This window comes from Promicromonospora sp. NPDC050262, assembly GCF_040655935.1.
Lineage (GTDB): Bacteria > Actinomycetota > Actinomycetes > Actinomycetales > Cellulomonadaceae > Promicromonospora.
On record NZ_JBFAKX010000001.1, the window covers coordinates 106154 to 121680 of the forward strand.

Genomic DNA, 15527 nt, shown 5'->3' on the forward strand with positions numbered 1-15527 from the left:
CGGCGACGACCGGTCGCGCGAAGGAGGCGTCCGATGGCGAAGAAGCCGGGCAGGTCGACCGGGAAGTCCACGGGAAAGAGCGCGGGGAAGCGCGCCGGCAAGGGCGGCACCGGGAGCGGCGCGAAGAGCGTCGACAAGGGTGGCGCGGGCAAGGCTGACACGGGCAAGGCTGACACGGGCAAGGCTGACACGGGCAAGGCCGCCGCGGGCAAGGCCGCCGTGCCGAAGGACTCCGGGAAGTCCACATCTCCGCGGGAGCCGGGTGACCGGTGGGAGACCCCGGCGTCCGACGTGCTGCGGTGGGTGCGCGGCACCGACCTGAGCACCCTGGACCAGGCCGCCACCCCCGGCTGGGCCGGGAGCCGCGCCGACGGCGAGCGGCTCATGGCCGCTCGCGGCGAGGAGCTCGCCGACCTGCAGGAGCGCCTCTTCGCGCACGGCCGCACCGGCGGTGACCGGTCCGTGCTGCTCGTGCTGCAGGGCCTGGACACCTCGGGCAAGGGCGGCATCGTGCGGCACGTGGTGGGCATGGTGGACCCGCAGGGCGTGATGCACCGCGGGTTCGGCGTGCCGACCGAGGAGGAGCGCCAGCACGACTACCTGTGGCGCATCCGCAACGCCCTGCCCCGCCCCGGCCACCTCGGGGTGTTCGACCGGTCGCACCACGAGCAGGTCCTGGTGGTCCGGGTGGACCGGCTGGAGCCGGTCCGGGTCTGGCGCAAGCACTTCGCCGAGCTGAACGCGTTCGAGACCGAGGTGGCGGCGTCGGGCACCGCGATCGTGAAGGTGACGCTCGTCGTGTCGCCCGACGAGCAGAAGAAGCGCCTGGCCAAGCGGCTGGACCGGCCCGACAAGCACTGGAAGTACAACCCGAGCGACATCGACGTGCGGCTCAAGCGGCCGCAGTACCTGGCGGCCTACCAGGAGATGCTGGACCGCACCTCCACGCAGGACGCGCCCTGGCACGTGGTGCCGGCGGACCGGAAGTGGTACGCCCGCCTGGCCGTCACCGAGCTGCTGACCGACGCCCTGCGGTCGCTGGACCTGGGCTGGCCGCCCGCCGACTTCGACGTGGCGGCGGAGAAGGCGCGGCTCGCGGAGACGTGAGCCGCACGCGGCTCAGTTCCGGCTCGCCTCGTCCTGTGTGACGAGTCGACGCCCTTCCTCGGCCAGCGCGCCCAGCCGGGACAGCGCCCGGTAGTACTTCTTGCGGTACCCGCCGGCGAGCATCTCGTCGGTGAACAGGCCGCGGGTGTCCCCCGCGCCGGCCAGCAGCACGGGCACGTCGCGGTCGTAGAGCCGGTCCACGAGCACCACGAGGCGCAGCGCTACGGCCTGCGCCGTCACCGGGTGCACGCCGGTCAGGGCGACCACGGAGACGCCGTCGAGCAGCGCGCCGTAGCGGCTGGGGTGCACGGTGGCGAGGTGCTCCAGCAGGTCGTCGAACGCGTCGAGCGTGGCGCCCGGACGGGCGGCGGCCACCGTGACCTCGTCGACGGTCAGCGGCTCGGGGTCGGTGACGACGTCCCGGTGGCGGTAGTCCTCGCCGTCGACCCGCAGGGTCTCGAAGCGGTCGGACAGGGCCTTGATCTCCCGCTGGAAGTCCTGGGCGGCGAACCGGCCCTCGCCGAGCGCGCCGGGCAGCGTGTTCGACGTCGCGGCGAGCGCGACGCCGCGGTCGGCCAGCTCCCGCATGAGGCGCGACATGAGGGTCGTGTCGCCCGCGTCGTCGAGCTCGAACTCGTCGATGCAGACCAGCTTCTTGGCGGCCAGCGCCTCGACGGTCGGGAGGAACCCGAGGGCCCCGACGAGGTTGGTGTACTCGACGAACGTGCCGTACGCGGCCTTGTCCGGGCCGAGGGCCTCACCGACGGCGTGGGCGAGCGAGGTGAGCAGGTGCGTCTTGCCGACGCCGAAGCCGCCGTCGAGGTACACGGCGGGGGCCGGGCGGCGGCGGGCGAACAGGCCGCGCCGCGGAGCCGTGATCTCCTGCGCGATCTCCGTCAGGCGGGCCAGGGCGCGGCCCTGGCTGGGGTGCGCCGGGTTGGCGCGGTAGGTCGCGAACCGCGCGGCGGCGAAGTGCCGGGGCGGTACGAGGTCGGTGACGAGCCGGTCGACGGGGACCTGCGGCCGGACGGCGCTCAGCGCCTGCGTGGTCCGGGCGGTCTGGGTGTCGGTGGTGGCGGGGGCTGTCACGAGGTAGAAGATTACCGGCGGCTCAGGTCACCGGGCGTGCCAGGAGAGCAACATCACACGTGCACGGTCACACGTGCACGACGGCGGGTGCGCCGGGCTGGTCGAGGATCTCGCCGAGGGCGTGGACCACCTGGGCCGGGGTTCTCGTCTCGGCCGGGTCCTCGTTGCGGTCGTCGCCCGCGACGGCATGGTCGATGACGAGCTCATGAAAACGGATGGCGCCCGAGCCGGCGTGCGGGGCCTCCAGGCGCAGCACCTGGACCAGCATCGCGAGCCCGGCCCCGGTCACGCTGATCACGCCGGACCCGGCCATGGCCTCGCGGGAGGCGGACCCGTTGAGCACGACGTACGGGTCGCCGGGTCGCAGCAGCGGGACGAGCGCGCGGGCGGCGTCGAGGTGGGCGGTGAGGTGGGAGGCGAGGGTCGCGGCCCACCGGTCCGGGTCGTCGTCCAGCAGGGCGGCGCCCTTGTGCCAGCCGCCGATGGACGCCACGACGGCGCCGGGCAGCGGGGTGCCGGCCAGGTCGCAGGCGGCGCGGACGGCGCCGGGCAGGTCGGCGACGGTGTCGTAGCGGACGGGGAGCACGCCGTCGGCGTCGGGCAGCGGACGGCGGGTCGCGGCGAGCACCGCGCGCCCGTCGGCAGCCAGGCCGCGTGCGACCCGGCTGCCGACGTATCCGCCGGCCCCGACCACGAGGACGGGGCGGGAGCTGGTCATGCGGCCCAGACTAGGTCAGGCCGCGGCCGGCTGCGGCACGCCCCTCGGGTCCGGCCCGAACCGGTTGGACCCGGGCTCGCCCGGCAGGGCGAGCAGCACGACGATGATGATGCCGCCGACGAACGGGACGAGGTACAGCAGGTAGAACCAGCCGGACTTCCCGGTGTCGTGCAGACGGCGGACACCCGCCGCGAGGAGCGGCACGAAGGCCGCGAGCGCGACGATCCCCAGGAGGGCCGAGCCGATCGACCCGAGCACCCCCGGCTCCTGCGTGACCGGGTCCATCGTGACCAGGGCCGGGATGAGAAGCACCGCGAAGATCACGGCGTTCACGATCACGAGCGCGAGGTAGAAGAACCAGTACTCGGAGGCCCGGGCACGGCCGGTGAAGTCGCCGTACCTGCGCAGGCAGGTCTGGACGGCGTCGAGGATCGACACGTGGGTCAGACCGCGGCGGCCTGGTCGACGGCCTTGGGGTCGGGGCCGAACTGGTTCGGGCCCGGGGTGCCGGCGGACGCGCCCCACACGATGATCAGGATGACGTTGACGACCGGGATCAGCAGCAGGAACGCCAGGGCGCCCGACTTGCCGGTGTCGTGCAGGCGGCGGACGATCACCGCGAGCGTCGGCAGGAGCAGCGCGAGCGCGACGAGCGAGACGACGAGGTAGCCGGTCGCCAGGGAGCCGGGCATGGTGGGCACGGCGGCGGACGGGTCGCCGGCCATGGCGTACTCCATGGTGGCCGTCGTGTACGCGGTCAGGCCCGGCACGATGAGCGCGAAGTAGAGCACGCTCTCGACGATGACCAGGGCCAGGTAGTACCACCAGAACTCGGAGCGCCGGGCACGGCCGCTGAACGTGGCGTACTTCGACAGCACGGTCCGGATGGACTCGATGAACGACATCAGGAAGAAGCCTCTCTCACGATTTATGCCGGAAATCTCCAGCAAGTGCGCACATAGTGTCCCGATCAGTCAATAAGTGCGCAAGGCTTAAATCTGGGCAGAACTACCCATGGGTGAGAAAAGGCCCCCTAACGTGTCAGACGCTCAGGTCACCGGAGTGATCTGAGCGTCTGACACGTCGGGAGGGAGCGCCGGGGGTCAGTACCCCGTGGCGGTCGGCTCCGGGTAGTACTGGGCGTACTTGCGCCGGTAGTTCTGCGTGATCGCCTCGACGATGAGCCGGCGCTTGAGGCCGGAGTCGCCGTCGTACTTCAGCGGGTTGACCACGTCGCCGCTCGCCCGCAGGGCCTTGAGCCGGTTCTTCAGCTCCGGGTCCAGCACGTACTTGGACAGCAGGCCGAAGGGCACCACCGTGTACAGCACCTCGCGGACCGCCCGCACGGGGCGGATCGGGCGGTGCAGCACCCAGTCCTCGACCAGCACGCGGGCCACGTTGGCCCCGCCCGCCGTCACGTAGTAGTTGTTCCGCCCGATGCGGGGGTTCACCTCGAAGTACACGTGCTTGCCCGTGCGCGGGTCCAGCTTGTAGTCGAAGTTGGCGAAGCCCACGTATCCGGTGAGGTCGAGGAACCTCGTGGCTGCGTCCATGGCGTCGTCGTACGCCTCCACCAGGATCGCGGCCGGGATGCCGAGCGTGCCCGGCGTGTGCTCCTCCAGCAGCACCCGGCCCGTGGCCAGGAGCGTCACCTCGCCCGACGTGTCGCGGTACGCGGTCAGGGACCGCATCTGCGTCTCGTCGCCCGGGATGAACTCCTGCACCAGGAACGTGCCCGGGTAGTTCGCGTCGGCGAGGTGGCCGAGGATCACGTCGAGCTCCTCGCGGGAGTCGATGTGGTGGATCTTCGCCTTGCCGGGGAAGTCCACGTAGTACCACTCGGCGCTGTTGGACGGCTTGCCGACCACGGGGTACTGCAGGTCCACCGCGAGCCCCGGCAGCGCGGCCCGGCCGCCCTCGGCGACCAGCTTGGCCACGTCGACCGGCACCGTGCGCGGCGTCGGGATGCCGAGCTGGTCGCAGACCTGCGCGAAGCCCTCCTTGCTGCTGACCTGCTCCAGGACCGGCAGCGACGGGTACGGCAGCACGTAGCCCGCCGCCTGGAGCCGCTCCCGGTTCAGGATGACGGTACGCACGTGCCAGTCGGCGTTCGTCAGCAGCACGAGCGTCTTGTCGCGGTGCTGCTGGGCGATGCCCTCCAGGGTGGAGAGGAACACGTCGACGTCGTCCAGGCCGGGCACCACCACGTTCTCGGCGATCGCCGAGTCCTGCATCGCGCGCGTGGCCACCTTGGACAGCACGACGGCGTGCGTGCGGTACTGCTCGTGGAACGCGCGCACCAGGGCGTACATCCCGACGTCGCCGCCGATCCCCACCACCAGCATCTCGGGAGCCGTCTGCTCCCCGCCGCCTACCGGTCCCTGCTCAGCGGGGAAACCCCTCACGCCTCGGCCTCCGTGCGGTCGCCGGACCACTCCGTGTGGAAGGTGCCCTCGCGGTCGACCCGCTTGTAGGTGTGGGCGCCGAAGAAGTCGCGCTGCGCCTGCACCAGGGCGGCCGGGAGCCGCTCGGCGCGGACGCCGTCGTAGTACGCGAGCGAGGAGGAGAACGCCGGCGTGGGCACGCCGTTGCTGGCAGCACCGGCCACCACGCGCCGCCAGGCGGGCAGGCCGCTCGCGACGGCGTCGGTGAAGTACGGGTCGGCGAGCAGCAGCGGCAGGTCCGCGTCGCGCTCGTAGGCCTCGGTGATCCGGTTGAGGAACCGGGCGCGGATGATGCAGCCGCCGCGCCAGATCCGGGCCATCGCGCCCCGGTCGATGTCCCAGCCGAACTCGGCCGCGGCGGCGGCGATCTGGTCGAAGCCCTGCGAGTAGGCGACGACCTTCGAGGCGTACAGGGCCTGGCGGACGTCCTCGATGAACGCCTCGCGGTCCTTGACCTCCCACTCCTGCGCGTGCGCCGGCAGGGCCGCGCGGCCCGCCGCGCGCTGCGGCACGGAGCCGGACAGGGCGCGGGCGAACGTGGCCTCGGCGATGCCCGTGATCGGCACGCCCAGGTCCAGGCCGTTCTGTACCGTCCAGCGGCCGGTGCCCTTCTGCTCGGCCTGGTCCAGCACGATGTCGACGAACGCCTTGCCCGTGTCCGCGTCCACGTGCTGCAGCACGTCGGCCGTGATCTCGATGAGGAACGACTCCAGGTCGCCCGTGTTCCACTGCGCGAAGATCTCGCCGATCTCCGCGGCCGAGGCACCCAGCCCCTGGCGCAGCAGGTCGTACGCCTCAGCGATGAGCTGCATGTCGGCGTACTCGATGCCGTTGTGCACCATCTTGACGAAGTGGCCGGCGCCCTCGGAGCCCACGTAGGTGCAGCACGGGGTGCCGTCCACCTTCGCGGAGATGTCCTCCAGGATGGGCCCGAGCGACGCGTACGACTCGGGCGTGCCGCCCGGCATGATGGACGGGCCGTTCAGCGCGCCCTCCTCGCCGCCGGACACGCCGGTGCCGACGAAGTGCAGGCCGTGCTCCTTGAGGGCGGCCTCGCGCCGGATCGTGTCCGGGAAGTGGGCGTTGCCGGCGTCGACCACGATGTCGCCCTCCTCCAGGAGGGGCACCAGCTCGTCGATGACCGCGTCCGTGGGACCGCCGGCCTTGACCATGATGACCACCTTGCGCGGCCGCTCGAGCGACGCGACGAAGTCCGCCATCGACTCGCTGGGGACGAAGTCGCCGTCGTCACCGTGCTCCGCGACCAGCGACTCGGTCTTCGCGTACGAACGGTTGTGGATCGCCACCGTGTACCCGTGACGTGCGAAGTTCCGCGCGAGGTTGCGACCCATCACCGCCAGCCCGGTGACGCCGATCTGTGCTGTGCCTGACACGTTCTTGCTCCTTCTGCAGTGGAAACGGGCCGGCACCCGCGTACGTGCGCCGCGACCCGTTGCCAGCCTAGTGCCCTGGCTCACTTCGCCACCCGCGCAGGTCACGATCCGGCGTCAGCCGCGCGCCTCCCCGTGGCCGCGCCGCCCCGGACGTACGGTGAAGTGGTGACCAGCGGCCCGCCCACCGGTGTTCCCGTCGACTTCGCAGCAGCCCTCGCTGACCTGCGCGGGGCGGCCCTGCGCGCCGAGGTACGCCTCACCGAGATCCCCGCCCCGCGCCGGGTGGCGCCGTTCAGCGTGGCGCTCTCCGGCGACGTCCTGCCCGGCGCGCCGCCTGCCCGGCGCGAGCCGGACCGGCCCGACGAGCACGACCACGACACCGACCCGCTCGCCACCGGCCGCTTCGTCGTGCTGCACGACCCGGCGGGCCAGGAGGCCTGGCACGGCACGTTCCGCGTGGTGACCCTGGTGCGGGCCACGCTGGAGCCCGAGATGGCCGCCGACCCGATGCTGGCCGACGTCGCCTGGTCCTGGGTGGGCGAGTGCCTCGAGTCCGCGGGCCTGGTGCCCGGCACCGACACGCTGGCCGACGGCGGCACGGTCACCCGGGTGCTGTCACAGAGCTACGGCGCCCTGGACGGCACGCCCGACGCGGTGGACCTGGAGATCCGCGCGTCGTGGACGCCCGTCGACACGCGGCTCGGGACGCACCTGCGCGCCTGGGCGGCCCTGCTCACGACGGCCGCGGGAGTGCCGCCGCTGCCCGAGGGCGTCGCGGCTCTCACCAGGCGTTTTACCGACCGATCCAGGCAACGCCATACGGTAGGCCCATGACCACCACGGAGCGAGGAGTCCCTGCGGAGACATCGACGCCCGTGCAGCCACCCGTCACACCACTGACCGAGCCCGCCGACGGGCTGCCCGATGTCGTGGCGACGCCCGGTGCGTTCGCACGAGTCGTCGAGGCGTTCGCCGCCGGCTCGGGCCCCGTGGCGGCCGACGCAGAGCGCGCCTCCGGGTACCGCTACGGGCAGGCGACCTACCTGGTCCAGGTACGGCGCGCCGGGGCGGGCACGGCACTGATCGACCCCGTCGGCGTGCCCGACCTGGGCGCGCTGGGCGAGGCCGTGGGCGACGCCGAGTTCGTGCTGCACGCCGCCTCCCAGGACCTGCCGGGACTCGCCGCGCACGGTCTGCACCCCGCCCGCGTCTTCGACACCGAGCTCGCGGCGCGGCTGCTCGGCATGGAGCGCGTGGGCCTGGCCGCCGTCGTGGCCGAGGTGCTGGGGCTCGGGCTGGCCAAGGAGCACTCCGCCGTCGACTGGTCCACCCGCCCGCTGCCGGAGGACTGGCTGCGGTACGCCGCCCTCGACGTCGAGGTGCTGGTCGAGCTGCGCGACCGGCTCGCCGAGCGCCTGGAGGCGGCCGGCAAGACGCAGTGGGCCGCGCAGGAGTTCGAGGCGGTGCGCACCGCCGCGCCGCCCGCGCCGCGCGTCGACCCGTGGCGCCGCACGTCCGGCATGCACGTGCTGCGCAACCCGCGCCAGGTCGCGGCCGTGCGGGCGATGTGGGTCGCGCGGGACGCCAGCGCCCAGGCGCGCGACATCTCGCCGGGCCGGGTGCTGCCCGACCGCGCGATCGTCGCGGCGGCCAAGGCCATGCCCAGGACCGCCGGCCAGCTCGTGATGCTGCCCGAGTTCGCGGGGAAGGGCACCAAGCGCCGGGCCGCCTACTGGCAGAAGGCGATCGACGACGCGCGCGCCCTGCCCGACGCCGAGCTGCCGACCGTGCGCGGACCGCGCTCCGACGGTCCGCCGCCGCCGCGCACCTGGGGCGACCGTGACGCCGCCGCGGCGCGCCGCCTGACCGCCGCCCGCGAGCTCGTGACCGCGCTGTCCGAGGAGCTGAGCATCCCGGTGGAGAACCTGCTCCAGCCCGACGCGCTGCGCCGGCTGTGCTGGACACCGCCGTCGCCCGCGGACGCCGCCGGGATCGCCGACTTCCTGCGCGGTCGCGGCGCCCGCGAGTGGCAGGTCGGGCTCCTGGCCGAGGGCCTGGAGCGGGCGTTCGCGCAGGCCGCGCAGGACCCGGTGTGAAAGCCCCGCGCCGACCCCAGTAGAGTCGTCCCCATGCCAGCCCTGTCGGAGCCCATCACGCTCGCCGTCGACGTCGTCACCGATCCTTCGACCTGGGACCGCGAGGTGCTCGCCCTGGGCGGGCACCCGCTCCAGCTGTGGGGCTGGGGCGAGGTCAAGGCGGCCGGAAGCTGGCGCGCGCACCGGCTGCGGGTCACCGAGGACGGCTCGACCGTCGGCCTCGCGCAGCTCCTCGTGCGGCCGCTGCCGGCCCAGTTCCGGGCGCTGTCCTACGTGCCGCGCGGCCCCGTCGTCGCGCACCACGACGGCGAGACCGCCCAGGCGGTCTTCGGCGTGGGCGACACCGCGACGCGCAACGCCGTGACCAACACGGTGGTGGAGTGGGCGCGCGAGAACGTGGGCGGCGTCGGCATCACCATCGAGCCCGACTGGCCCGCGGGCACCCAGCTCGACCTGGCCGGACGGCGGTACGCGCCGAACCAGATCCTCATCCCGAGCACGCTGATCCTGGACCTGACGCGCCCCGCCGACGAGCTGCTGGCCGACATGCGCAAGTCCACGCGGTACGAGATCCGCAAGGGCTCGCGGGCCGGTCTGGACATCCGCCGGGTCACCGAGGACGCCGAGGTGCTGCGGGTGCTCGACGTCTACAAGGAGACCGCGCAGCGCGCCGGGTTCGCCATCCACGCCGACGAGTACTACCTGGACATCAACCGGCAGCTCGGCGACAAGTCGGTGCTGGTGGCCACCTACATCGACGACGTGCCGGTGTGCTTCGCGTGGTGCGTCAACTCGGCCAGCACCTCGTTCCTGCTCTACGGCGGCGGCAACGACGCCGGCCGCAAGGCCACGGCCACCGCGCCCACCTACTGGCGCACCATCGAGATCGCCCGCGAGCAGGGCCTCGTGCGGTACGACATGAACGGCCTGCTCAACGACGGCATCAGCGACTTCAAGAAGAGCTTCGCGAAGCACACGGACGAGCTCGTGGGCTCGATCGACGTGTCGTTCTCGCGCTGGTACACGACCTGGAACAGCGCGCTGCCGACCGCCAAGAAGGTGGTCCGCAAGCTCCGCGGCAACTGACCCGCACCCACCCGCCGGAGCGCAGGAGCGCACACGGCTCGCCGAGCGACACGGAAGTGCGCTTCTACCCAGTCGTCGGGCCCGGAATCACGCTGATTTCGGGCCCGACGACTGGGTGGAAGCGCACTTCTTGCGTTTCGAGACTGCGTTTCAGAACCGCACGGGACCCGGTCTCAGATCGTGCGTGCTTTTTACCGGTACTCGCGGTAGCGTGTATCTCGATCCAGCGGCGTCGCTCATGGACGCCGCCGTCCCGAAAACCCCAGGAGTTCTGCTGATGACCGCAGCCCCGGAAACACCGCGTGCCCGCCGTGCCGTACGCGACGTCGTCTTCGTCGACGGCGCCCGGACGCCGTTCGGCAAGGCCAAGCCCGACGGCATGTACGCGCAGACGCGTGCCGACGACCTGATCGTCAAGGTGGTGCGCGAGCTGCTGCGGCGGCACCCCGAGCTCCCCCCGGAGCGCATCGACGAGGTGGCGATCGCCGCCACCACGCAGCAGGGCGACCAGGGGCTCACCCTCGGCCGCACCGTGGGCATGCTGGCCGGCCTCCCCCAGTCCGTGCCGGGCTACGCCATCGACCGCATGTGCGCCGGCGCCATGACGGCCGCCACCACCACGGCCGCGGGCATCGCCATGGGCGCCGCCGACGTCGTGATCGCGGGCGGCGTGGAGCACATGGGCCGCCACCCGATGGGCTTCGACGCCGACGTCAACCCCCGGTTCGTGGCCGAGAAGCTCGTGGACCCGCAGGCCCTGAACATGGGCGTCACCGCGGAGAACCTGCACGACAAGTTCCCGCAGCTCACCAAGGAGCGCGCCGACCGGTTCGCCGTCGAGTCACAGGCCAAGTACGCCAAGGCGCTGGCCAACGGGAACATCGACCCGGACCTGGTCCCCGTCGCCGTCCGCTCCGCGGAGCTGGGCTGGGGCCTGGCCACCGCCGACGAGCTGCCCCGCCCGGAGACCTCCTTCGAGTCCATCCAGGGCCTCAAGACGCCGTTCCGCGCGGGCGGCCGCGTCACCCCCGCGACGTCGTCCCCGCTGACCGACGGCGCCACGGGCGCCATCCTGGCCGCCGGCGACGTCGCCGCCGAGCTGGGCCTGCCCGCGAAGATGCGCCTGGTGTCCTACGGGTACGCCGGCGTGCCGCCGGAGATCATGGGCTACGGCCCGGTGCCCTCCACCGAGAAGGCGCTGAAGGCCGCGGGCCTGACCATCGACGACATCGGCCTGTTCGAGCTGAACGAGGCGTTCGCCGTGCAGGTGCTGTCCTTCCTGGACCACTACGGCATCGCCGACGACGACCCGCGCGTCAACCCCTACGGTGGCGCGATCGCCATGGGCCACCCCCTGGCCAGCTCCGGCGTGCGCCTCATGACGCAGCTCGCCCGCCAGTTCGAGCAGCACCCCGAGGTCCGCTACGGGCTGACCGCCATGTGCGTGGGCCTGGGCCAGGGCGGCAGCGTCATCTGGGAGAACCCGCACCACGCCGACTACTCCGGCCACACGGACGAGGAGAACTGACCCGTGCCTGAGACCACCACCCCCAGCGCTCCGGCGGAGCGCGTCACCCACTCGCTCGTCCGCGACGTCACCCTGCCGGGCGGCGCCGGCGTCCTCGCGCTGGTCACGCTCGACAACGGCCTGGACCACACCAAGCCGAACACGCTCGGGCCGGCCGGCATGGCCGAGCTCAAGGCGGCCCTGGAGATCGTCCGCACCCGCGCCGAGGCCGGCGAGCTCGCCGCCGTCGGCGTGACGGGCAAGCCGTACTTCCTCGCCGCCGGCGCCGACCTCAAGGGCGTCACCACCCTGAACGGCCACGACGAGGCCGTCGAGCTGGGCCGCATGGGCCACGCCGCGTACACGATCCTGGGCGACCTGCGCGCTGCCACGGGCGTGCCGACGTTCGCGTTCGTCAACGGCCTCGCGCTCGGCGGCGGCCTCGAGGTCGCCCTGAACTGCGACTACCGCACCGTGGCGTCCGACGCCGCCGCGCTCGGCCTGCCCGAGACCGGCATCGGCCTGGTGCCCGGCTGGGGCGGCGCCTACCTGGTGCCGCGCCTGGTCGGCGTGGAGAAGGCCGTCGAGGTCATCCTCACCCGCCCGGCCGCGAACAAGCCCTTCAAGCCCGCCGAGGCGCTGAAGATCGGCCTGGTGGACGCGCAGTTCGACGCCGCCGACTTCCTGGAGCAGTCCATCATCTGGGCCGCCAAGGTGGTCACCGGCGCGATCGAGGTGCCGCGCCGCGAGCTCGACCCGCAGCCCGTGTGGGACGCCGTCGTCGGCGCCGCAAAGGCGCAGCTCGACGCCGTGGTCGGCACCTCGCGCCCGGCCCCGGGCCGCGCCCTGGAGCTGATCGCCGCCGCCCGCAACGCCACGAAGGCGGACGCGTTCGCCGCCGAGAACCAGGCCCTCGCGGACCTGATCATGTCGGACGAGATGCGCGCCAGCATCTACGCGTTCAACCTGGTGGGCGCCGGCAAGAAGCCCGTGGGCGCGCCGGACCCGCAGCTCGCCCGGCCGATCACCCGGGTCGGCGTCGTGGGCGCGGGCCTGATGGCCGCCCAGATGGCGTTCCTCTTCGCGCAGCGCCTCGGCGTGCCCGTCGTCATGCGCGACCTCGACCAGGAGCGCGTGGACAAGGGCCTGGCCTTCGTGCGCGAGACGGCCGAGAAGCTGGCCGGCCGCGGGCGCCTGACGCCGGAGGCCGCCACCCGCATCGTCTCCTCGGTGTCCGGCACCACGGACGTCGGCGAGTTCGCCTCGTGCGACTTCGTCATCGAGGCCGTCACGGAGGTGATGGGACTCAAGAAGAAGGTGTTCGCCGAGCTGGAGGGCGTGATCGCCCCCGAGACCATCCTGGCGACCAACACCTCGGCGCTGTCCGTCACCGAGATGGCGGCCGACCTGGCCCACCCGGAGCGCGTGGTCGGCATCCACTTCTTCAACCCGGTGGCCCAGATGCCGCTGGTCGAGGTGATCAACGCCGACAAGACGTCGCAGGAGGCCCTGGCCACGGCGTTCGCGGTCACCAAGAAGCTCCGCAAGACCGCGGTGCTGGCGGGCGACCGCCCGGGCTTCGTGGTCAACCGGCTCCTGCTGCTCGTCATGGGCAAGGTCATGGACGCCATCGAGAACGGCACGCCGGTCGACGTGGCCGACCGCGCGCTGGCGCCGCTCGGCTTCCCGATGCCGACGTTCGAGCTGCTGGACCTGGTCGGCCCCGCCGTCGGCCTGCACGTGCTCACCTCGCTGCGCGAGGACCTGGGCGACCGCATCCCGGCCTCCCCCGGGCTGCAGAAGCTGGTGGCCGACGGCACCCGCGTGGTGCTCGACGCGCCGGCCAAGGGCCTGCCCAAGCCCGTCGACCCGGCCATCCAGGCCGTGTTCGGCGACGCGCTCACGCCGGGCGAGACCGGCCGCCACGGCGAGGTCGTGCTCGACGGCGACGGCGTGCTCGACGCGGTGCTCACCACCCTGACCACCGAGATCGGCCTCATGCTGGAGGAGGGCGTGGTGCCCGGGCCGCAGCAGATCGACCTGGCCATGATCCTCGGCGCCGGCTGGGGCTTCCACACGGGCGGCATCACGCCGTACCTGGACCGCACGGGATACAGCGAGAAGGTCCTGGGCAGCCGGTTCCTGCCGGACGGCGTGGCGAACGTCCCCGTCGGCTGAGCCGGAGCCGGCTAGCACCACCCGCGGGACCCTCCGACGCCCGGCGCACACGACGTGCCCCGGTGTCGGAGGGTCCCGCTACGCTCTGCGAACATGACAGCCGCCGGACCGGTCACGCGCGCGCACTACGTCGTCGTCGGCGACGGTCCCCTCGCCTTCCGCCTCACCCGGGCCCTCAGCACCCGCTTCCGGGGCACGGTCGCGGTGCTGGTGCCCGACCGCACGTCGCGGTACGCCCAGGAGATGGCCGTGCTGGACGGCGTGGACGTCCTGGGAGCGGAGCGCGTCGACGAGAAGGCCCTCCTGGCGGCGGGCACGGACCGGGCCGCCGCGGCCGCCCTCGTGGACCAGGACGACGGCGGCAACGTGGCCCTCGCACTCCTGCTGCGCGAGACCTGGCCCGCGCTGCACGTCGTGGTCCGCATCTTCGACGAGTCGCTGGGCCGGCACCTGGAGCACGACCGCTGCACGGTCCTGTCGTCGTCCGCGTTCGCCGCACCCGAGATCGTCGGCGCGGCGCTGCGGCGCCAGGTGCGGCTGCCGGTGCGGCACCGTCGCCTCGTCACCGTCTCGGACGAGGAGCCGTCGCTGCCCACCCGCATGGTCCTGTTCGCGACCGACGGGGCCGACACGGTGGTGGCCCTGCCGAGCGGGCGCGAGCTGGCGGCGCTGACCCCCAAGGTCCTCCTGGCGGACGCCGGCGAGGACGACGTGCTGCCGGAGGTGCGGGCGGAGCTGGAGCCCGACGAGGACGAGGTGGACCCGCACCGGCCCCGCCGGTTCGGCGAGTACCTGCGGACCCTGGCGCTCACGTCCGGGTGGAACCTCCTGCTCGCCGCCGGGGTGCTCCTGGTGGTGGTGCTCGTTGGGGCCGTGACCATCAAGCTGGCCACCGGCGCGTCGTTCCTCGGGGCGCTGTACGAGGCCGTGCTGCCCTCCCTGGCGGGCAGCGATCCCGACCACGACGCGCACCCGGTCGTGAAGGTCACGCAGGTGGCGCTGACGGTCGTCAGCGTCGCCGTCATCCCCTGGGTCACGGGTGTGGTGGTCGACGGCGTGGTGCGCACCCAACGGCTGCTCGACACCGGCTCCCCGCTGCACGCGATGTCCGACCACGTGGTCGTCGTCGGCATGGGGGACCTCGGCACGCGCATCGTGCGCTCCCTGGACCGCCGCGGCGTGCCGGTGATCGCCGTCGACGTCGACGAGTCCGCCCGCGGCATCGCGGTGGCGCGCGCCCGGGACGTGCCGGTGGTGATCGGCGACGCCCGCCGGGCCACGACCCTGCGCGGCGCGTACGTCGGGGCCGCCCAGGCGATCGTCGTGGTCACGAGCGGCGGCGCCACGACCATCGGGATCAGCTTCGCGGCCCGCTCGATCCCGCGGGCCAAGGACGCCCCGGCGAGCCTGCGCACCGTCCTGCGGGTGTTCGACCGGGACCTGGCCCGCCGCATCCGGCGCGAGATCCCGGACTCCGTGGGGCTCAGCTCGTCGTTCCTGGCCGCGCCGTCCTTCGCGGCGGCGATGATCGGCCAGGAGGTCAAGGCCACCATCCCCTACCGGGACCGGGTGCTGGTGCTCGCCGAGATCCTGGTCGAGCGGGGCAGCGCGCTCGACGGCGCGCACAGCAGCGACGTCGGCCTCGACGAGGGCGGGGCCGTGGCCCGGGAGCCCGACGGCGACGGGCCGCCCGTGCGCAGCCGCCTGCTGGCGATCGACTCGGTGACCCACTCGAGCGGCGGGGGCGGGCGCATGTTCGAGCCCTCGCAGGGCCGCACGCTGAACCCGGGCGACCGGGTGTTCGTCATCGCGACCACCGCGGGCCTGCTCCACCTGCGCGACCTGGCGAGCGCCCCGGCGGGCCTGACCCGGGCGGCGAGCGGCCTGAACGACTGACCCGGGATCGGA

General features: G+C 73.0%; 13 protein-coding genes. 7 read left to right on the plus strand and 6 right to left on the minus strand.

Translation table 11 applies throughout. The annotated features are described in order from the left end of the window. Nucleotides 1–33: 33 nt before the first annotated feature. Complete coding sequence (locus tag AB0I29_RS00535) at nt 34–1107, plus strand: PPK2 family polyphosphate kinase (RefSeq protein WP_357476725.1); 1074 nt, start codon at nt 34–36, stop codon at nt 1105–1107. Between the two features lie 12 nt (nt 1108–1119). On the opposite strand, the gene zapE is transcribed toward AB0I29_RS00535, so the two are convergent. The 6 genes from zapE to gndA all read right to left on the minus strand — a co-directional run bounded on the left by zapE (nt 1120) and on the right by gndA (nt 6752). Next, on the minus strand, nt 1120–2196 hold the full coding sequence (zapE, locus tag AB0I29_RS00540; RefSeq protein ID WP_357476728.1) for a cell division protein ZapE: 1077 nt from the start codon (nt 2194–2196) through the stop codon (nt 1120–1122). Between the two features lie 67 nt (nt 2197–2263). After that, the gene (locus AB0I29_RS00545) at nt 2264–2914 is read right to left on the minus strand and encodes an SDR family oxidoreductase (RefSeq protein ID WP_285103669.1); all 651 of its coding nucleotides are present in this window, start codon (nt 2912–2914) and stop codon (nt 2264–2266) included. A gap of 15 nt (nt 2915–2929) precedes the next feature. Continuing rightward, nucleotides 2930–3352 carry a DUF805 domain-containing protein gene (locus tag AB0I29_RS00550; protein WP_357476731.1) on the minus strand — a complete coding sequence of 141 codons (423 nt, stop codon included), beginning with the start codon at nt 3350–3352 and terminating at the stop codon, nt 2930–2932. A 5-nt stretch (nt 3353–3357) separates the two neighbouring features. Continuing rightward, a complete protein-coding gene (locus AB0I29_RS00555) occupies nt 3358–3819 on the minus strand; it encodes a DUF805 domain-containing protein (RefSeq protein WP_285103666.1) in 462 nt (153 codons plus the stop codon). A gap of 198 nt (nt 3820–4017) precedes the next feature. Further along, nucleotides 4018–5319, minus strand: coding sequence for a carboxylate--amine ligase (locus AB0I29_RS00560; RefSeq protein WP_285103664.1), 1302 nt, complete (start codon nt 5317–5319; stop codon nt 4018–4020). Next, complete coding sequence (gndA, locus tag AB0I29_RS00565) at nt 5316–6752, minus strand: NADP-dependent phosphogluconate dehydrogenase (protein WP_357476736.1); 1437 nt, start codon at nt 6750–6752, stop codon at nt 5316–5318. The genes AB0I29_RS00560 and gndA overlap by 4 nt, the downstream gene beginning before the upstream one ends. Nucleotides 6753–6917: 165 nt before the next feature. Here gndA and AB0I29_RS00570 point away from each other — a divergent pair, with 165 nt between their 5' ends. The 6 genes from AB0I29_RS00570 (at nt 6918) to AB0I29_RS00595 (ending at nt 15515) form a co-directional block, all read left to right on the plus strand. Continuing rightward, nucleotides 6918–7586, plus strand: a complete 669-nt coding sequence (locus AB0I29_RS00570) for a DUF3000 domain-containing protein (RefSeq protein WP_285103660.1) — start codon at nt 6918–6920, stop codon at nt 7584–7586. Next, nucleotides 7583–8848: a ribonuclease D gene (locus AB0I29_RS00575; protein WP_357476739.1), complete on the plus strand. Its 1266-nt coding sequence runs from the start codon at nt 7583–7585 to the stop codon at nt 8846–8848. The genes AB0I29_RS00570 and AB0I29_RS00575 overlap by 4 nt, the downstream gene beginning before the upstream one ends. A gap of 33 nt (nt 8849–8881) precedes the next feature. Further along, nucleotides 8882–9934: a peptidoglycan bridge formation glycyltransferase FemA/FemB family protein gene (locus tag AB0I29_RS00580; protein WP_285103657.1), complete on the plus strand. Its 1053-nt coding sequence runs from the start codon at nt 8882–8884 to the stop codon at nt 9932–9934. A gap of 277 nt (nt 9935–10211) precedes the next feature. Continuing rightward, complete coding sequence (locus tag AB0I29_RS00585) at nt 10212–11462, plus strand: thiolase family protein (protein ID WP_357476742.1); 1251 nt, start codon at nt 10212–10214, stop codon at nt 11460–11462. Nucleotides 11463–11465: 3 nt separating this feature from the next. Then, nucleotides 11466–13619 (plus strand): 3-hydroxyacyl-CoA dehydrogenase NAD-binding domain-containing protein, encoded by a 2154-nt coding sequence (locus tag AB0I29_RS00590; protein ID WP_357476745.1) that lies wholly within the window; start codon nt 11466–11468, stop codon nt 13617–13619. 93 nt (nt 13620–13712) lie between these two features. Then, complete coding sequence (locus tag AB0I29_RS00595; protein WP_357476748.1) at nt 13713–15515, plus strand: NAD-binding protein; 1803 nt, start codon at nt 13713–13715, stop codon at nt 15513–15515. The last annotated feature ends 12 nt before the right edge of the window (nt 15516–15527 follow it).